This is a genomic window from Pacificoceanicola algae (assembly GCF_049341065.1).
Classification (GTDB): domain Bacteria; phylum Pseudomonadota; class Alphaproteobacteria; order Rhodobacterales; family Rhodobacteraceae; genus Pacificoceanicola.
In genome coordinates this window covers 151669-170846 of sequence record NZ_JBMPIX010000008.1, presented here as the reverse complement: position 1 = coordinate 170846, position 19178 = coordinate 151669, and the positions used below count along the sequence as shown (strand labels likewise).

The 19178-nt window shown below is 61.2% G+C and carries 16 protein-coding genes; 10 read left to right on the top strand and 6 right to left on the bottom strand.

Annotated features, from left to right (window positions below; genetic code table 11):
* Positions 1–47: 47 nt before the first annotated feature.
* A complete protein-coding gene (locus ACOYQJ_RS14000) occupies positions 48–524 on the bottom strand; it encodes a VOC family protein (RefSeq protein WP_422906648.1) in 477 nt (158 codons plus the stop codon).
* A gap of 284 nt (positions 525–808) precedes the next feature.
* On the opposite strand from ACOYQJ_RS14000, the gene fdhF reads away from it, so the two are divergent.
* Both fdhF and ACOYQJ_RS13990 read left to right on the top strand, forming a co-directional pair.
* Positions 809–3580, top strand: a complete 2772-nt coding sequence (gene fdhF / locus ACOYQJ_RS13995) for a formate dehydrogenase subunit alpha (protein ID WP_422906647.1) — start codon at positions 809–811, stop codon at positions 3578–3580.
* Between the two features lie 221 nt (positions 3581–3801).
* The gene (locus ACOYQJ_RS13990; RefSeq protein ID WP_422906646.1) at positions 3802–5004 is read left to right on the top strand and encodes a Zn-dependent hydrolase; all 1203 of its coding nucleotides are present in this window, start codon (positions 3802–3804) and stop codon (positions 5002–5004) included.
* A gap of 64 nt (positions 5005–5068) precedes the next feature.
* Here ACOYQJ_RS13990 and ACOYQJ_RS13985 read toward each other — a convergent pair whose 3' ends face one another.
* From ACOYQJ_RS13985 to ACOYQJ_RS13970, 4 genes are all read right to left on the bottom strand, one after another.
* A complete protein-coding gene (locus ACOYQJ_RS13985) occupies positions 5069–5764 on the bottom strand; it encodes a response regulator transcription factor (RefSeq protein WP_422906645.1) in 696 nt (231 codons plus the stop codon).
* Positions 5761–7647 (bottom strand): PAS-domain containing protein, encoded by a 1887-nt coding sequence (locus tag ACOYQJ_RS13980; RefSeq protein WP_422906644.1) that lies wholly within the window; start codon positions 7645–7647, stop codon positions 5761–5763. Before ACOYQJ_RS13980 ends, ACOYQJ_RS13985 begins: the two co-directional genes overlap by 4 nt.
* Before the next feature lie 128 nt (positions 7648–7775).
* Entirely contained in the window at positions 7776–8060 is a 285-nt protein-coding gene (locus ACOYQJ_RS13975) for an NfeD family protein (RefSeq protein WP_422906643.1), read from the bottom strand.
* The gene (locus ACOYQJ_RS13970; protein ID WP_422906695.1) at positions 8057–8896 is read right to left on the bottom strand and encodes an SPFH domain-containing protein; all 840 of its coding nucleotides are present in this window, start codon (positions 8894–8896) and stop codon (positions 8057–8059) included. Before ACOYQJ_RS13970 ends, ACOYQJ_RS13975 begins: the two co-directional genes overlap by 4 nt.
* A 323-nt stretch (positions 8897–9219) precedes the next feature.
* On the opposite strand from ACOYQJ_RS13970, the gene ACOYQJ_RS13965 reads away from it, so the two are divergent.
* The 7 genes from ACOYQJ_RS13965 to ACOYQJ_RS13935 all read left to right on the top strand — a co-directional run bounded on the left by ACOYQJ_RS13965 (position 9220) and on the right by ACOYQJ_RS13935 (position 16938).
* On the top strand, positions 9220–11184 hold the full coding sequence (locus tag ACOYQJ_RS13965) for an AMP-binding protein (RefSeq protein WP_422906694.1): 1965 nt from the start codon (positions 9220–9222) through the stop codon (positions 11182–11184).
* Between the two features lie 166 nt (positions 11185–11350).
* The gene (locus tag ACOYQJ_RS13960) at positions 11351–12106 is read left to right on the top strand and encodes an ABC transporter ATP-binding protein (RefSeq protein ID WP_422906693.1); all 756 of its coding nucleotides are present in this window, start codon (positions 11351–11353) and stop codon (positions 12104–12106) included.
* A 91-nt stretch (positions 12107–12197) separates the two neighbouring features.
* Entirely contained in the window at positions 12198–13151 is a 954-nt protein-coding gene (locus ACOYQJ_RS13955) for a branched-chain amino acid ABC transporter permease (RefSeq protein ID WP_422906642.1), read from the top strand.
* 110 nt (positions 13152–13261) lie between these two features.
* The gene (locus tag ACOYQJ_RS13950; protein ID WP_422906641.1) at positions 13262–13507 is read left to right on the top strand and encodes a hypothetical protein; all 246 of its coding nucleotides are present in this window, start codon (positions 13262–13264) and stop codon (positions 13505–13507) included.
* Between the two features lie 74 nt (positions 13508–13581).
* Positions 13582–14658, top strand: coding sequence for a branched-chain amino acid ABC transporter permease (locus tag ACOYQJ_RS13945; RefSeq protein ID WP_422906640.1), 1077 nt, complete (start codon positions 13582–13584; stop codon positions 14656–14658).
* 58 nt (positions 14659–14716) lie between these two features.
* Positions 14717–16009 (top strand): ABC transporter substrate-binding protein, encoded by a 1293-nt coding sequence (locus tag ACOYQJ_RS13940; protein WP_422906639.1) that lies wholly within the window; start codon positions 14717–14719, stop codon positions 16007–16009.
* A gap of 104 nt (positions 16010–16113) precedes the next feature.
* Entirely contained in the window at positions 16114–16938 is an 825-nt protein-coding gene (locus tag ACOYQJ_RS13935) for an ABC transporter ATP-binding protein (protein ID WP_422906638.1), read from the top strand.
* Between the two features lie 56 nt (positions 16939–16994).
* On the opposite strand, the gene ACOYQJ_RS13930 is transcribed toward ACOYQJ_RS13935, so the two are convergent.
* Positions 16995–17813: a hypothetical protein gene (locus tag ACOYQJ_RS13930; RefSeq protein WP_422906637.1), complete on the bottom strand. Its 819-nt coding sequence runs from the start codon at positions 17811–17813 to the stop codon at positions 16995–16997.
* A 104-nt stretch (positions 17814–17917) separates the two neighbouring features.
* Between ACOYQJ_RS13930 and ACOYQJ_RS13925 the strand changes: the two genes are divergently transcribed.
* Positions 17918–19090 (top strand): phenylacetate--CoA ligase family protein, encoded by a 1173-nt coding sequence (locus ACOYQJ_RS13925; protein ID WP_422906636.1) that lies wholly within the window; start codon positions 17918–17920, stop codon positions 19088–19090.
* The last annotated feature ends 88 nt before the right edge of the window (positions 19091–19178 follow it).

The following is a 19178-nucleotide window of genomic DNA, read 5'->3' as shown; positions in this document are numbered from 1 at the left end:
CGCGGACCCTAGGCAGCATCCAAGGCAAGGTCCAGAGGCGACGTTGCTCAGGCTTCGGCCAAGAGCGCGTTCAGGTCCAGGCGGGCGTTCGACATGGTCAGGTTGCCCTGTGCGTCCCGCGGCCAATCCTCGGGCGCACGATCACGGTAGATTTCGATGCCGTTGCCGTCGGGATCGGAAAAGTAGATCGCCTCTGAAACGCCATGATCGGCTGCACCCTCCAGTTCGACCCCGGCGTCCAGCGCCCGTTTCAGCGCCCGCGCAAGGGCCGGACGGTCAGGGTACAGGAAGGCGGTATGGTACAGGCCGGTGGTGCCGCGCGGCGGTCTTGGGCCTCCGGCGCTTTCCCATGTGTTCAGCCCGATGTGGTGGTGATAACCACCTGCGCCAAGAAAAGCAGCCTGATCCCCATACATCTGGGTCACTTCCAGCCCCATGATATCGCGGTAAAAGGCGATGGAACGCTCAAGGTTTGATACCTTCAGATGCACGTGGCCAATACGGGTTTGCGGATGTGTAGGCATTGGACGGGTCTCCTTTGAGGAGGGGTCTAAAGAATGTGCGTTCGTGCGGCAATTGGCGCATAGTGCAGATGAATGGTGCGAAAATGCTTGATTGGGGGCAATGTGGCCGCGTCGGCCCCTCGCGGGTTTGGAAACAGGTCACGCTCACATCCTGCAGCATTTCAGGGAGCCTGTCGCCTATTGGAAACCCGAGGAGGCGCAAATTCGAGGGAAGGTGTCGGGATTGATCTGCGCTATCCAGTCGGGGCATGATTAAAAGACCCAGACGAAGGGAGTTCCGCGCAATGTCCGATACGATCCGTTTCACGCTGGATGGCAACGAAGTTGAAGCCGAAAAAGGCATGACCATCTGGGAGGTCGCCAACGGGCGGGGCCTGAAGATCCCGCATTTGTGCCACAAACCCGCGCCCGGGTATCGCCCGGATGGGAACTGCCGGGCCTGCATGGTCGAGATCGAGGGCGAGCGCACGCTTGCGGCTTCGTGCATTCGCGAACCCTCGGACGGGATGGTGGTGAACACCGCCAATGCCCGCGCCATCAATGCGCGAAAGATGGTGATGGAGCTGCTGCTGGCCGACCAGCCAGAGCAGGCAGCGGCGCATGACCGCTCGTCGCATCTGTGGGACATGGCCGAGCGGACCGGGGTGTCGGAAAGCCGTTTCCCGACGCTGGAGGCCGAGCGCATCCCGCTGTTGGACGATTCCCACGTGGCGATGCGGGTCAACCTTGATGCCTGCATTCAATGCGGGCTGTGCGTGCGGGCCTGCCGCGAGGTGCAGGTCAACGACGTGATCGGCATGGCCGGGCGCGGACATGATGCCTATCCGGTGTTTGACATCGACGATGAGATGGGCGCCAGCACCTGCGTCGCCTGCGGCGAATGCGTGCAGGCCTGTCCCACCGGGGCCTTGATGCCCGCCACCGTGCTTGATGACGCGCAGCAGGGAGACAGCGCCGATTTTGACAGCGAGGTCGAAAGCGTCTGCCCCTTCTGTGGGGTCGGCTGTCAGATCAGCCTCAAGGTCAAGGATGGCAAGATCAAGTATGTCGAGGGGATCAATGGCCCCGCCAACGAAGGGCGTCTTTGCGTCAAGGGGCGCTTTGGCTTTGACTATGTGCATCATGAACACCGGCTGACCAAGCCGTTGATCCGGCGTGAGGGCGCGCCCAAGGGGCTGAACGTCGATCCGGGCAACTGGCAAGAGGTGTTCCGCGAGGCAAGCTGGGACGAGGCGATGGAGGTCGCGGCAGGCGGTCTGGCGCGGCTGCGCGACCTGGGTGGCAAGACCGTTGCGGGCTTTGGCAGCGCCAAGTGTACCAACGAAGAGGCCTATCTGTTCCAGAAACTGATCCGTCAGGGCTTTGGGCACAACAATGTCGATCACTGCACACGGCTGTGCCACGCGTCTTCCGTGGCGGCGTTGATGGAGAACGTCGGCAGCGGTGCGGTGACGGCGACCTTCAACCAGATCGAGAATGCCGATGTGGCCATCGTGATCGGGGCCAACCCGATCGAGAACCATCCGGTCGCGGCGACCTATTTCAAGCAGTTCACCAAGCGCGGCGGCAAGCTGATCGTGATGGACCCGCGCGGTGTCGGCCTGCGGCGGTTCGCAACGCATATGTTGCAGTTCAAACCGGGCGCTGACGTGTCGATGCTGAACGCGATCATGCATGTGATCGTCGAAGAGGGGCTCTACGATCAGCAATATATCGAAGCCTTCACCGAGAATTGGGAGGCCGAGAAAAAGCACCTCAAACAGTTCCAGCCCGAAAAGATGGAAGCACTTTGCGGCATTCCGGCCGAAACCCTGCGGCAGGTTGCCCGCGATTTCGCAACCGCCAAGGCTGGAATGATCTTCTGGGGCATGGGCGTGTCGCAGCACATTCACGGCACGGACAATTCGCGTTGCCTGATTTCGCTGGCGCTGATGTGCGGCCATGTCGGGCGTCCGGGCACCGGGCTGCATCCCTTGCGCGGGCAGAACAACGTTCAGGGGGCCTCGGACGCGGGGTTGGTCCCGATGTTCCTGCCCGATTACCAGCCGGTGGGCGATGACGGGGTGCGCAGCGCCTTTACCGATGTCTGGAAATCGGGCGATTTCAGCGCCGAAAAGGGTCTGACAGTCACCGAGATACTGGACGCGGTGCACACCGGGGATATCAAGGGCATGTATGTGCTGGGTGAAAACCCGGCCATGTCCGACCCGGACGTGGAGCATGCCCGCGAAGCCCTGGCCAAGCTGGAACACCTTGTGGTGCAGGACATTTTCCTGACTGAGACGGCGAACTACGCAGATGTGATCCTGCCCGCCAGCGGCTTTGCCGAAAAGAGCGGGACGGTGACCAATACCAACCGTCAGGTTCAGATGGGGCGGCCTGCGGTGTCCCCTCCCGGTGAGGCGCGCGAGGATTGGGCAATCACCGTCGACTTGGCGCAGCGCTTAGGGCTGGCTTGGGACTATGACGGCCCGGCAGATGTCTTTGCCGAGATGAAGCTGAACATGAAATCGCTGTCGAACATCACGTGGGAGCGGCTGGAGCGTGAGAACGCGGTGACTTACCCGTCGCTTTCGCCCGAAGACCCGGGGCAGGCAATCGTCTTTGGTGATGGTTTCCCGCGTCCCGAGGGGCGGGCGAAGTTCACTCCGGCATCGGTCATTCCGCCAGACGATCTGCCGGATGCCGACTATCCCATGGTTCTGACCACGGGGCGCCAGTTGGAGCATTGGCACACCGGGTCGATGACGCGTCGCTCCAGCGTGCTGGACGCGGTCGAGCCCGAGGCAAATTGTTCGCTGCATCCCTCGACTCTGCGCCGGCTGGGGGTCGAGCCGGGCGGGATGGTGCGTCTGAGCACCAAGCGCGGCAGTGTCGAAGTGATGGCGCGGGCGGACCGGGCAATTGCACCGGATATGGTGTTTCTGCCCTTTGCCTATGTCGAAGCGGCCGCGAATATTCTGACCAACCCGGCGCTCGACCCATTCGGCAAGATCCCCGAGTTCAAATACTCGGCGGTGCGGGTCGAAAAGGCTGAGACTGTCGCCGCCGAGTAAGCTGTTGGTATATGGAGCGCCTTCGGCGCGCTGGATATCTCCCCTCCCGCCTTTGGCGGGAGGCTCGGGTTTGGCGCCCGTTTTGATCTTGGACTGATATGTTGACCGCTGGGTGTTTTGAGGGCGCGGGGCAGAGGCGATTGAGCTGCGCTCAAATTATCATGATAATTTGACAGTCTTGGGATTCGAGCGCAGAACATGGGGTGAAAGGAAGGTGTTTCATGATCCCTGTACAGCCGGAGCGGTTTCTCAAAGACCTGCATGACCTGCGTGCCATCGGTGCGTCTGGTGTTGGCAAGGGTGTGGTGCGCCCGGCCTATTCCGAAGCGGATATCACTGCACGCGATTGGCTGGCCGACAGACTGCGCGAGGCCGGGCTTGAGGTGCGTTTTGATCCCATGGGATCCGTGTTCGGTCTGGCGGATGGGCCATCGCTGTTGATGGGATCACATTCGGACACGCAGCCCGAGGGAGGCTGGCTGGATGGCGCCTTGGGAGTCATTTCGGCGCTGGAGGTGGCACGGGCGGCAAGAGAAGCGGGTGGGCCAGCGGTGTCGGTCGTGTCGTTTCAGGACGAAGAGGGCCGTTTTGGCGTCACCACCGGCAGTGCGGCGTGGTCCGGCGTTTTGCCAGAGGAGGACGTCGGCAAGTTGGTGGACCCAAGCGGCGTGAGTTTGGCCGAGGCGCGATCGGCCATGGGCGCGCGTCTGGGTGATTGGGTTGATCCGGCGCGGTTCACCGGTTTCGTCGAGATGCATATCGAGCAAGGCCCGGTGCTGGATCAAACTGGCGGAAAAATCGGTGTGGTCGAGGCGATTGTTGGTATCCGTGACATGGTGATCCGCTTTGAAGGCCAGCAGAACCATGCGGGCACCACCCCCATGGCGATGCGCAGGGACGCGTTTCAGGCGCTTTCGACCTTCAACCAACGTATCAACGACCACTTCCGCAATGTGGTGACTCCGGCCACGGTCTGGACGGTGGGGCATGTGTCCGTGCATCCCAATGCGCATTCGGTTGTGCCGGGAAAAGTGGCCTTCTCGATGCAATGGCGCGATGGCGATCCCGAGCGGCTGGCTCGGATGGAGCAGATCATTCGTGACACCGCCTCCGAGGTGGCAGGGGACATGGGCCTGTCGCTGGAGTTTGGTCCGATGCTGGGTGTCGAACCTGTGGCAATGGACGCGACTTTACGCGCGGTTCTTGCGGGTGCGGCCGAGATAGAGACACCGGGGAAATGGCGACACATGCCCTCGGGCGCGTTGCACGATGCGTCGAACATGGCCCGGCTGATGCCCGCGGCGATGCTCTTTGTACCCTCAATCGGCGGGATCAGCCACGACTTTGCCGAAGACACCGCGGAGCCTGATCTGGTGAGCGGCCTGAATGTTCTGGCGCGGGCGGTCGCGCGGATCGGCGCATGAAAACGCGGATTGATCCGAAGCGTCTTATCGGGCGCTGCTTGGCTGCACGGAAGGTTTTTGTCACTCAGATCCAGGCAACATCGCCCAGAAAGATATAGCCCGCGCCGTAGATGGTTTTGATCAGGCGCGGGTTCTTGGGGTCTTCGCGCAGCTTGGTGCGCAGGCGCGAGATCCGGACATCCATCGCCCGGTCAAAGCTTTCGCCCGCCGCGCCGCCCAGACTTTCCTGCATCTGGGCGCGGGTGATCAGACGTTTGGGACTTTCGAGGAACAGGCGCAGCACCTCGCCTTCGGCATGGCTGAACGGGGTTTCGGCGCCGGTCTCGTCCTCCAGCGCGTAGCGGTTGAAATGCGCGGTCCAGCCGTTGAAACGCGCAGTATTGCTGGTGGCCGCCTGTTTCGGGCCGCGCAGCCGGGCGCGGACACGGGCGACGACCTCGGCGGGATCGAAAGGTTTGATGATGTAGTCATCCGCGCCCAGTTCCAGCCCGGTCACCCGGTCCTGCACCTGCGCGCGCCCCGAGATGATGATCACCGTCGCGCCCTGTTCCAGCGCAAGCCGGTGCACAAGGCTCAGCCCGTCGCGGTCAGGCAGGCCCAGATCCACAAGGCAGACATCGGGGGTGGTGCGGCGCAGGGCGGCCTCGAATTCGGTCGCGCGGGCAAAGGTCAGGGTGCGAAAGCCGGCTTCGGTCAAGGCCTCTGAAAGCATCTCGCGGATTGCCGGTTCATCATCGAGGATGGTGACGAGGGCGCTCATTCGGGGGGCCTTTCTTGCCCCAAAAAGGCAGTAAGATCTTCTGTGGCAAAGGGTTTGGGCAGCACCGGCACGCGGGCGCGGGCAGCGGCGTGGTGCGGGTGGTCGGGCGGCAGCGAAGTCATCAGGCGCAGCGGGATGCCCTTGAGATGGTCGATCAGGTCCAACCCGGTTTCCTCGCCCTCAAGCGAGATGTCTGACAGCACAAGGGCAAGGTCAGGCAGCCCCTCGGCCAATGTACGGGCCTCGGTGACCGAGGCGGCCTCGACCACGGCAAAGCCCAGATCGATCAGCATTTCACGCACGCTGGCGCGCAGGTCGTCGCTGTCTTCGACCAGCAGGACTAGGCTGTTGTCTGGCAACTCGTCCGCGGGGCGCAGCGGCAGACGCAGAGTGACCCGAGCGCCCGCGGCGGTGTTCGACAGGCGCACCGAGCCGCCTGCGAGCTTGGTCATGTCATAGACCATGGCCAGCCCAAGGCCCGAGCCTTCGCCGCCTTTGGTGGTAAAGAACGGGTCCAGCCCGTGATCCAGCGCCTTGTCGGAAAAACCGGGGCCGGTATCGGTGACGGTGATTTGCAGCCACGTTGATTGCAGGTCTTGTGTGGACAGATGAATGGCGCCGGTCTCGCCGCAGGCATCGCGGGCGTTCAGGATCAGGTTCAGCAACGCGTCCTGAAGCAATCCGGCGTCTGCCATGAAGGCGCCCTCGGTGCGGTTGTCGATCGTCAGCTTGATGCCATCTGGCAGAGAAGGCGTAGCGAGAGTTGCAAGGTCGTGCAGGAAAGGGTCCAGCGCCACGGGTTTGGGTTGCCAACTGCGTTGGCTGGTGATGTCGGCGATCCGGTTCAGAAGGTCTCCTCCGCGCCGCGCGGCTTGCAAGGTGGCGCTGATCAGGGGCGCGGCATCGGTGCTGGGGGCCATCCGGGAGAGTTTTGACTGCATGCCCAGAATGATCGTCAGCAGGTTGGAAAAATCATGTGCCATGCCGCTGATAAGTTGCGCAGCCATCTCGCGACGGCGCGTCTGTTGCAGCGCGGCCCGGGTCTGGGTTTCCTCGGTGACGTCCTGGCTCATGATATAGACACCGGGTTCCAGCGGGTCGGGTGTAAAGGCCGCCCGGATGCGCCGCGAGGAGGATTCGTCGGTGAATTCAAAGGTGCTTTGCTGGCCTTTATAGGCCGCCTCAAGGTGCGGTTTGACCCGGGCATAGGCCTGCGGCCCCAGCGTTTCCGAGATATGCAGCCCAAGGATGTGCGACGGCCGCCCCGGCATCACCACCGACAGTCGCCGGTTTGAAAATGTATAGCGCCCCGTGGCATCGACGCGGGCGATGTGGGCGGGCATCATTTCGGTTGTGGTGCGGGTGCGGGCTTCGATCTCTTGCAGTTCGCGCCGGGCCTCTTTGAGGGCGGCGTTGGTGGCGGCGAGCTGGCGGTTGGTGGCCGAGAGTTCCTCGGAGCGCTTGAGCACCTCTTCGGAGAGCAGTTCCGAGCGGGTGCGCAGCAATTGCTCCTGCGTTTTCACATCGGTGATGTCGGTATAGACGGTGACCCAACCGCCCTGCGGCAGCGGCGCGCCTTCGACGCTGATGGTGCGGCCATTGGCACGCGTGCGCTCCATGTAATGTGGCTGGAAGGCACGGGCGATTTCGACGCGGTCGCGGACAAAGCTTTCCGGATCGTCGACGGGTCCGTATTCACCGCGGCTGGTGAGGTGCCGGATGGTGTCCTCGAAATGCGCGCCTGGGGTGGTGTGACTGGCGGGCAGGTCGAACATCTCGGCGAAACGGGCGTTGCAGACGGCGAGGCGCAGATCGCTGTCGTAGATGGTCAGCGCTTGCTGGATCAGGTTCAGGCCTGCTTGGGTCAGGGCGGTTGTGCTCATGGCGCGGAAAGTAAACGCGCCGAGACGGCTTTACCAGAGCACGGATCGTAAAGGGCCGGGGAGGGGCGTAGCTTGTCCTGACGGACGTCGCCCCGCCCGCCCCGGCCATCCCTTTGCGGATACTGACGTCAGTCGTTTATATCGCGGTCCCATATCTTCACCTGACCACGTCGCACGCCCACGGCCTTGCGCAGGATCAGCCAGCCGATCAGCGAAAGGACCGCGAAATAGACCAGCAAGCGTGGCAGGCTGGCGCCGAGCCAGACCGCAAACCCGCCGCCGAACAACAGCGTCAGCCCGGTCAGGCCCGCGCCCAGTGCAAATCCCAGAAACAGGAAGGCCGGCACCAGCATTTCCAGAATGCCCAAGGCCAGCGCAGCCGCGATCCAGACCCACCAGAGCGCCCACATCAACCGCGCCCCTTCAGCATACGGAAGGCATCGCCAAAGGCTTCGAGCGCCTGAGCCGGCACCACGATGGTGTGCTGGCCCGTCCCCGAACCCAGCGTGTTCAGCGCCTCGACCTGTTTGAGCGCAACCTGATACTGCGCCGCCTCTATGCCGTTTTCGGCAATCGCCTTGGCGACGACCCCAGTGGCATAGGCTTCGGCGTCGGCCTGAACGCGCCGCGCCTTGGCGGCCTGTTCGGCGGCATAAAGTTCGGCATCGGCGTTCAGTTCCACGGCGCGTTTGCTGCCCTCGGCACGTGTCACTTGCGCCCGCCGTTCGCGCTCTGCATTCAATTGCTGCAGCATCGCGTCGCGCGTGGCCTGGTCCAGGTTGACGTCGAGGATTTCCGCGCGTGTCACCTCGATCCCCCAATCATCCACGGCGTCCTCGACGCTGAGCTTGATGGTCTGGATCAATTGGGCGCGGTTGGCCTGTACCTCGTCCAGATCCATTTGGCCGATATTCGCACGCACGATCCCTGCCACCGTTGTTGCGATGGCCGCGTCTACATCCCGAATCCGGTAGACTGTCTTTTCCGGCTCGATGATCCTGTAGAAGACCGAGGTGTCCACCTGCACCAACACGTTGTCGCGGGTGATCGCGTCCTGCGAGGCGGTCGGCAACTGGCGTTCCAGGATCGAAATCTTGTGCGCCACCTTGTCAAGAAACGGCACGATGAAATTGATCCCCGGACCAAGCACCGAGCGCAGGCGCCCAAACCGTTCGACAACGTGTTTCTCCGACTGCGGTACGATCCGCACACCAAGCCAGATTGCCACCAGGATAAAGACCGCCAGCATAAGCGCCGGAAGGTTATCCTGACCAATCGACTGAATTATTTCCTCGAAATTCATAACCATACCTCTGAGACCTATTTTGTCAGCTTATGTCGGGGCGCGGGGGTGCGCAAATGGCAAGGAGGCCGCAGCGGTCTTCGCCCGGAGGAATGCGGTCTGTAACAATTCGTAAGAATTGGGAAATGTTCAGGAAAAAGTTGACCGCCAGCCTCGCGCTTGACCAAATAGGTGACAGAATCGCGAAACAGCGGTCAGGCCTCGTTTCAGAAGGCCAAACACAAGAAGATGTCGGCTTCCGGCATTTGGGAGGAAAAGCTTTGGCGCATATGTCCAAGGGCGTGGAGGGTCTACGCTCGATCCCTGCTTTGTTGCAGCGCAATGTCCGAGAATTCGGTGGCAGCCCGGCCTATCGGGAAAAGGAATATGGCATCTGGCAAAGCTGGAGATGGGCGGAGACGGAGCAAGAGATCGAAGCGCTGGCGCTGGGTCTGCTGAACCTTGGCGTGAACGAAGGCGATTACATCGCTATCATTGGTCGCAACCGCCCAACATTGTACTGGTCGATGGTCGCGGCGCAGATGTGCCGGGCGATCCCGGTGCCACTTTATCAGGACGCGGTCGCCGAAGAGATGGAGTATGTGCTGGGCCATTGCGGCGCACGCTTTGTCATCGCCGCGGATCAGGAGCAGGTCGACAAGGTCATCGAAATTCAGGACGATCTGCACCAGTTCGAACATATGATCTATGTCGATCCGCGCGGGATGCGGAAGTACGACCATTCGCATCTGCATCAGTACAGTCATGTTCAGGATCAGGGCCGCGCGGCAAGGGATGAGTTCAGCAAGGAACTGGAGCGCCGCCGCTCGGATCTGGATTACGATGATACCTGCGTGATGCTCTATACCTCGGGCACCACGGGCAAACCCAAAGGGGTGGTTCTGTCGAACCGCAACATCATCGAAAGCGCCAAGTCCGCGTCGGAGTTCGACAACCTGCAACTGGACGATGAGGTGCTGGCCTATCTGCCGATGGCCTGGGTCGGGGATTTCATTTTCTCTATCGGGCAAGCCTATTGGACAGGTTTCTGCGTGAATTGCCCCGAGAGCACCGAAACCCTTTTGACCGATTTGCGCGAGATCGCTCCGAGTTATTACTTTGCGCCGCCAAGGGTGTTCGAGACCCAGCTGACCTCGATCATGATCCGGATGGAGGATGCCAGCCCGCTCAAGCGGCGGCTGTTCAAGACCTTCATGGATCATGCGCGCCGCGTTGGCCCGGCCATTCTGGACGGCAAACCGGTGAGCTTCATGGACCGGATGAAATACGCGCTGGGCGAATTCATGGTTTATGGGCCGCTCAAGAATGCCATGGGCTTTTCCAAGGTGCGGGTGGGCTATACCGCTGGTGAGGCGATTGGCCCGGAGATCTTTGATTTCTACCGCTCGCTCGGGATCAATCTGAAGCAACTCTACGGCCAGACGGAGGCTTCGGTTTTCATCACGGTGCAGCCGGATGGCGAAGTTCGGTCCGACACGGTGGGTGTTCCTGCACCCGGCGTTGAGATCCGCATCGCCGAGAATGGTGAGGTGTTCTATCGCTCGCCCGGAACGTTCGTGGAGTACTACAAAAACCCCGAGTCGACGGCGGATACCAAGGATGCCGAGGGTTGGGTGGCGACCGGCGATGCCGGGTTCTTCGAGGAAAGCTCGGGGCACTTGCGGATCATCGACCGGGCCAAGGACGTCGGGCAGATGGCGGACGGGTCGATGTTCGCGCCCAAGTACGTTGAGAACAAACTGAAGTTCTATCCCAACATTCTTGAGGCGGTGGTGTTTGGCGCCGGGCGCGACCGCTGCGTCGCCTTCATCAACATTGACCTGACGGCGGTGGGCAACTGGGCTGAGCGAAACAACATCGCCTATGGCTCGTATCAGGAATTGGCGCAGCATCCGCAGGTGCTGGACACCATCCAGAGCCATATCGAAGAGGTGAACGAAAGCGTCGCGCAGGACGAGATCCTGTCGGGCTGCCAGATCCATCGGTTCCTTGTGTTGCACAAGGAGTTGGACGCCGATGACGGCGAGATGACGCGGACGCGGAAAGTGAAGCGCAAGGTGATCGCGGAGAAGTTCGAAGACCTTGTAACGGCGCTCTATGACGGGTCGGACAGCGTCTATACCGAGACGGAAGTGACCTATGAAGACGGGCGGAAGGGCGCGATCAAGGCAACGCTGGTGCTGCGCGATGCCAAAGTCTGGCCAATCGCACCGCGTGCGGTGGCTGCGGAATGACGGCTGCGCGGCGCTCGTTCTGCGAACATCGCCCCGCCCACCGTCCCATGGGGCGCGGTGGCAGTGCGTCGCAGCAAATTTTCAATGAGACCAAGATGGGGACAGGGGCGTGAAAGACACCGAAGGATATGTCACCGCCGACGGGCGCCAGATTGGCGGCGTTCTGATGGAGTTGAAGAATATCACTCTGAAATTCGGCGGGGTGACAGCGATCAGCGATATCTCGTTCGATATCCACGAGGGGGAAATCAGGGCGATCATCGGGCCAAACGGCGCGGGCAAGTCGTCCATGCTCAACATCATCAGCGGGTTTTACACGCCGACAATTGGGGAACTTTGGTACAAGGGCTCCAAGCGCCCGCCGATGAAGCCTTATGAGGTTGCCCGGATGGGGGTGGCGCGGACCTTTCAGAACATCGCCCTGTTCGAGGGGATGACGGTTCTGGACAACGTCATGACCGGGCGCCTGACTCATATGCACGCCGGAATCGCCGCCCAGGCCATGTGGTTTGGCAAGGCCCGCCGCGAAGAGATGGAGAACCGGGAGATCGTTGAAAAGGTCATTGATTTCCTTGAGATCCAGAGCATCCGCAAGACCCCGGTTGGACGGCTGCCCTATGGGTTGAAAAAACGGGTGGAACTGGCGCGGGCACTGGCCGCCGAGCCGAGCATCCTGCTGCTGGATGAACCCATGGCGGGGATGAACGTCGAGGAAAAAGAGGACATGAGCCGCTTTATCCTTGATGTAAACGACGAATTTGGCACGACGATCTGCCTGATCGAACACGACATGGGCGTGGTCATGGACCTGTCCGATCGCGTCGTGGTGATGGATTACGGCAAGAAGATCGGGGATGGCGCGCCCGATGAGGTACGCAACAACCAGGATGTCATCGACGCCTATCTGGGGGTGGCGCATTGAAACACTTTGACCAGCCCGTCGCGGGCCTGACCCGCGGCCTCCACGTCAACCATGAGGCCCCGGTTCAAGCCCGGGGCGGGGAGAGCAGGATATGCTGAACGACATCTTTATCGCGCCCTTTGTGGACATGTTCGCAGCGCCGGACTTTCTTTTGCAAGTTCTGTGGGAGGGGCTGGTTTCCGGCATCCTTTATGCGCTGATCGCGCTGGGGTTCGTGCTGATTTTCCGCTCGTCCCGGATTTTCAACTTTGCGCAGGGGATCATGGTGGTTTTTGCGGCGCTGACGCTTGTCGGGCTGCATGCCTACGGGGTTCCGGCGTGGATTTCCGTCGTGCTGACGCTGGGGGTGATGTTCCTTTTGGCGGTTTCGATCGAGCGGGTGGTCCTGCGGCCTTTGGTCGGCCAGCCCGATATCATCCTGTTCATGGCGACCATCGGGATCACGCTGTTCCTGATTGGTCTGGGCGAGATCATTTTCGGCGGCGAAAACAAGGTGATGATCACCGAAGAGCTGGGCATTCCCACGGGCAGCCTTGTGCTGGAGCCTTGGGGCGGTCTGCTGATCCTTGAGCAAAAGGACATGACGGCGGTGGCCGTGGCGGCGCTGCTGGTGGCCGGTCTGCTGTTGTTCCTGAACCGCACACGCATGGGCCGGGCGATCCGCGCCTTGGGCGACGATCATCAAGCGGCCTTGTCTGTCGGGATTTCCCTGCAAACCGTCTGGGTGCTGGTCTGGTTCATCGCCGGGATCATCGCGCTGGTCACGGGCATTGCCTGGGGCGCGCGGGCCGGGGTGTCCTTTGCGCTGGAAGTGATCGCCTACAAGGCTCTGCCGGTGCTGATGTTGGGCGGCCTGGAATCGATCACCGGCGCCATCATCGGTGGTCTGATGATCGGCATTCTGGAAAAACTGTTCGAGATCTACTGGGGACAGCCGCTGTTGGGCGGCAATACCGAGACATGGTTCGCCTTCGTGCTGGCGCTGATCGTGCTGCTGTTCCGTCCGCAAGGGCTGTTTGGGGAAAAGATCATCGAGAGAGTCTAGCGAGCCCGTCGGGGGCACTGGCCGAAACGGCCTAAGCCTTCGGCGGGGAGATTTGGGGCCCAAGGGAATACGAGGCGCGCAAGCAAGAGCGCTGGAGGGGAAAACGGAAAATGCCAAAGCTGATTGCGATACTGAACGTGGTGGCCTGGTCGGGCTTCTGGGCCTTTGGCTATCTCGCGCTGACCACAGACCCCGAGGCTTCGGGGCGGATGGTGACGGCATTGATCATGGCGGTGGTCGGGGCCGGGCTGGGACTTTGGGCCTGGTTCTGGATCGTGCGGCACAGTGAACAAATCGGCTATGCGCCGGCGCCCAAGCGCGCCCGGCCGGTCGAAGACGATGAGGTTGCAGGCTGAGGTCTGCCGAATAGTGGGACACGGCGCCAAGCGGGTGAAATTCCTGCCGCGCCCGAAAGGAAAGAAACCGACGGATGCTGTACAGGACTGCCGGACAATTCAAGACAAGCTATGAGGCGGATCAGGCGCTGTTCCCGGTCAAGCAGGATGCCTTTCTGCTGGGGGTGATCCTGTTGTTTGCTGTGGTGATCTTTCCGCTCACGGCGAGCGAGTTCACCTTTCAGACGCTGCTGATCCCGATCCTGATCTATTCGCTGACCGCTTTGGGGCTGAACATCCTGACTGGCTTTGCCGGGCAGCTTTCGCTGGGGACGGCGGCCTTTATGGGGGTCGGGGCCTATGCCTGCTACAAGATGATCACGCTGATGCCCTGGATGAACCCGGTGATCGCGATCCTTCTTTCCGGGATTTTCAGTGCCGGGGTTGGCGTTGCCTTTGGCATCCCTTCGCTGCGGATCAAGGGCTTTTATCTGGCGATTGCCACGCTGGCGGCGCAGTTCTTTCTGGTCTGGCTGTTCGAGAAATGGGCCTGGCTTTACAACTACAACGCGTCCGGCGCCATTCAGGTGCCGAACCTTGAGATGTTCGGCACCTATGTCGCCGGGCCGCAGGCGAACTCGATCGTGCAGTATTACGTGGTGTTGTTCATCGTGGCGCTTCTGACCTGGGTGTGCATCAACCTCACGCGCGGCACTTTGGGGCGGACGTGGAAGGCGACGCGCGATATGGACATCGCCGCCGAGCTGATCGGCATCAACCTGATGAAATCCAAGCTGACCGCCTTTGCCGTGTCGTCTTATGTCATCGGAGTGTCCGGCGCGCTGTTCGTCTTTATGTGGCGCGGCGCGGCCGAGCCCAACCTGTTCGACATCCCGCTGTCCTTCCGTATCCTGTTCATCGCCATCATCGGGGGGCTTGGGTCGATCCTTGGAAACTATCTGGGGGCGATCCTGATTGTCGGTCTGCCGGTGGTGCTGAACCTGTTGCCCGAAGCCTTGGGCATCCCCATCAGCTCGTCTCTTGTCGAGCATCTGAATATCATGATCGTTGGCTCTCTGATCGTCTTTTTCCTGATCGTCGAGCCGCATGGACTGGCGCAGCTTTGGCGGCTGATCCGCGAGAAACTGATTATCTGGCCGTTCCCGCACTAAGGCGCGGCCCAATACCAAGAACCCGAAGTGACACCGAAATTCTCAGGGAGGAGATAATATGAAACACTTCACTAAACTGGCAGCTGCCGCGATCGTGGCGGGTGTGACTGCCGGCGCCGCGATGGCGCAGGAGCTTTACACGCCGAACCTTGCCTACCGGACCGGCCCCTTTGCGGCCACGGGTATTCCGCTGATGAACGGTCAGGCTGACTATCTGAACATGCTGAACGCCCGCGATGGCGGTGTTGGCGGCATCCCGGTAAATGGCGAGGAATGCGAGACTGGCTATTCCACCGAAAAGGGCGTGGAATGCTATGAAAAGACCAAAGGTCGGTCGATCGTGACCCAGCCGTGGTCCACTGGCATCACGCTGCAGGTGCTGCCCAAGACCAACGTGGACATGATCCCGATCCTTGCGCCGGGCTATGGCTTTAGCCCGATGATGGACGGCAAGACCTTCCAGTGGGCCTATAATGCGCCTGCCGGGTACTGGGATGCCGCCGACATGATCATCCAGTACATCGAAGGTCAGGGCGACCTGAACGGCAAGAAGATTGCCTTCCTGCACCTTGACCACCCCTTCGGCAAGGAACCTCTGCCGGTTCTGGAAGCCGCTGCCGAAGCCAAGGGCTTTGAGCTGTTGCCGATCCCGGTTGGCCTGAAGGAAATGCAGAACCAGTCCGCGCAGTGGCTTCAGATCCGCCGCGAGCGTCCTGACTATGTCATCATGTGGGGCTGGGGCGCGATGAACGCCGGCGCCATCACCGAAGCCGTGAAGACCAAGTTCCCAATGGAAAACATGCTGGGTGTCTGGTGGTCCGGCCATGATGCCGACCTGAAGATCGTCGGCGACGCTGGCAAAGGCTACAAGTCGATCAGCTGGTCGTTCCCGAACATGGATGCGCCGGTCATGGCAGACATCAAGAAGCACGTTGTGGATGCCGGCAACTCCAAATCCAACGAGGAAGAGATGCAGGGCGTGTTCTACGGTCGCGGTATCGTGATTTCCGCGATCCTTGCCGAGGGCATCTCGGTTGCGCAGGCGCATTTCGACACCGCCGAGATCAACGCCGAACAACTGCGCTGGGGTCTGGAAAACATCAACATGACCGAGGCGCGGATTTCCGAGCTTGGTCTTGATGGCATGGTTCCGCCCTTCGCGACATCCTGCTCCAACCACACCGGCCACTCGGGCGGCTGGATGCTGGAATGGGATGGCTCCAAATTCGTCAAGGTCAGCGATCTTCTGACAGCGAATGTCGAGAGCTACAAAGCGCTCGCAGAGGCCAAGGCGGCTGAGTACGCCGAGGCCAATGCCCCTTGGCCGGTCAATGAGGCCTGCGACGGCTAAGCGCTGTATTCTTCACCGGCGGCGCGGGACGTCGCCGGTGGATTTTGGGTATTTGGAACAAGATGAAGACAGGGGCCCGGCGCCTCTGAGCCAAGGGAAACGCGATGCTGGATGCTGCCAAGAGTGATCAGACCTTGCTTGAGGTCAACAATGTCGAGGTGATCTACAACCACGTGATCCTTGTGTTGAAAGGTGTTTCGCTGTCGGTCAAACAGGGCGGGATCACCGCGCTGCTGGGCGGCAACGGGGCGGGCAAGACGACCACGTTGAAGGCGATTTCCAATCTGCTGCACTCCGAGCGTGGCGAGGTGACCAAAGGCTCGATCATGTACAAGGGCGAACGGGTGCAGGATCTCGATCCGGCATCGCTGGTCAAGAAAGGCGTCATTCAGGTCATGGAAGGGCGGCATTGCTTCGAGCATCTGACCGTCGAGGAAAACCTGATGACCGGCGCCTATACACGGCGCGATGGCAAGGGTGCCGTCGAGGCCGACCTTGAGATGGTATATAACTACTTTCCGCGCCTCAAAGAGCGCCGGAAAAGTCAGGCTGGCTATACCTCGGGCGGGGAACAGCAGATGTGCGCCATCGGGCGCGCCCTGATGAGCCGCCCGGAAATGGTTCTGCTGGACGAACCCAGCATGGGGCTTGCGCCGCAACTGGTCGAGCAGATTTTCGAGATCGTGAAATCAGTGAATGAGAACGAAGGCGTGTCCTTCCTTCTGGCCGAGCAGAACACCAACGTGGCACTGCGCTACGCCCACATGGGCTATATTCTGGAGAACGGCCGCGTCGTGATGGACGGACCGGCAGCCGAGCTGCGCGAGAACCCGGACGTCAAGGAATTCTATCTGGGCATGTCGGATGAAGGGCGAAAGTCGTTCCGCGACGTGCGCAGCTACCGGCGGCGGAAAAGATGGCTGGCGTGATCGCGGCGGGGCAGAGGGCAAACAGAATTTTCAGCGAAAACCCCGTTCACCTTGGCTCATGCCATCTGCAGCCGCATTTCTTCGATCCGGGCCAGGGCTTCTTCCCGCGTGTTGCGGATATTGGGCCGGAAGTCCTGAGTGCTGGCGCGGCGGCGGATTTCCTCTTCGGTTTCCGAGCCGGGGGCAAAGCGGACCGAGCCAAGCGAATGCGCGATGTTCAGCGTTTTGCCACGGTGGGCGTAGGCCACCCAAGCGGCGGGCTCGATTTGGCACCCATCGAGGTCGATCAGGAAAAACCATTTGTCCGCGCCGCTGTCGGCGATCCGAGTTTCGATGTGGTCGTAAAAATCGTTCACGTCGCGGGAATGGAAAAAGGTGAAATGCGAGAAATCCACCTCCATGATCTGCGCGACCTCGTCAAATCCGATGCGCCGAACGAAATCCGCCAACGTGTAGTTCGGATCGTGCTGCACTCTTTTGCGCCGCTTCGAGGGCAGGGTGCCAAGGCGCGCCAGTGCATCGCTGCGGTTGGTGAAAAGGTTCGGATCAAAGCGTTCGGTCCGCGCGTCGCGGGTGATTTGCGCCGCTGTTTCGGGCGAGGCGTCAAAGCGGACAGATCCCATGGAGTGCGCCATGTTCAGCGCCCGTCCCCGTCGGGCGTAATCGACCCAGGCGCTGGGGTCGATGCGCATTCCGTTCAGGTTCACCAGAAAGAACCATTGTTCTTCGCCGGTCTGGGCGATCTTGTCTTCGATCCGGTCGTAAAAGCGGTTGACGGTCGGGCTGTTCTCAAAGTGGAAGTCGGAAAAGTCGACCTCCATGATCTGGCTTTGGTCATCGAACCGAATGCGCGGATCGAATTCGCTAACTGGCATTGGGGGGCCTCCTATCCTCCGGCGTTGCGACAACCTATGCGGGCAAAAGCGCCCCGACCTTGTTTCAGATCAAAGCGCCTGCATTCAGGCGGACGGAGTGCGGTATGACGACCTATTTCGACGACTTGGAAACCCAAACCCAGGATGCCCGCGAGGCGGCGCAACTGGAGGGGCTGAACGCGCAATTGGCCAAGTATGGGCAGGATCCGGTCGAGACCCTCGCCGATCTGGCCGCTTTGCCGGTCTTGCGCAAGGCGGACCTGTCTCGGCGGCAGGCCGAACAGCCGCCCTTTGGCGGGTTGCCGGTGTCGAATATCGCGCATGTCTTCCAAAGCCCGGGGCCGATTTATGAGCCGGGCGGCTCCAGCCACGACTGGTGGCGCATGGGGCGGTTTCTGAATGCCTGCGGGATCGGACCGGGGGATATTGTCCAGAACTGCTTTGGCTATCATCTGACACCGGCCGGCATGATCTTTGAGAATGGCGCGCGGGCTGTCGGCGCAGCGGTCTTGCCAGCGGGCACCGGCCAGACCGAGCTTCAGGTGCGGGCGGCCAAGGACATTGGTGTCACGGCCTATGCGGGCACGCCGGATTATCTCAAGATCATCCTTGAGAAGGCCGATGAGATGGGCGTTGCGCTGGCCATCACCCGCGCGGCTGTGGGTGGAGGTGCGTTGTTCCCCAGCCTGCGCGCCTATTATCAAGAGCGCGGTATCGCCTGTCTGCAATGTTACGCCACCGCAGATCTGGGCAACATCGCCTATGAGACCCCGGCGATGGAAGGAATGATCGTCGATGAACACGTCATCGTCGAGATCGTCACCCCCGGCACCGGAGACCCCGTTGCCCCCGGCGAGGTGGGCGAGGTTGTGGTCACCACGCTGAACCCCGACTACCCGCTGATCCGCTTTGCCACCGGCGATCTGAGCGCGGTGATGGAGGGCACCAGCCCCTGCGGGCGCACCAACATGCGCATCAAGGGATGGATGGGGCGGGCCGATCAGACCACCAAGATCAAGGGTATGTTCGTGCGCCCAGAACAGGTTGCGCAATTGGTGGCCAAACACGACGGCATCTCGCGCGCCCGCGTCGTCGCCAGCCGCGAGGGTGAGATGGACGTGATGACCGTGCGAATCGAATCCGAAGCACAGGATGCATCACAGTTCGAAGGCCTGGTCGCCGAGGTTCTCAAGCTGAAGGGCCGGGTTGAACTGGTCCCGGTCGGCGGTTTGCCGCGCGATGGCTTGGTGATCGAGGACATGCGCAGTTACGACTGAGCTTTCCCCTTGTTCTGACAGGGTCTGTCCTTACGCTTTGCAGGCGCGATGCGATAACCACAGTCTGGTTTTCGGATAACATCGCGCG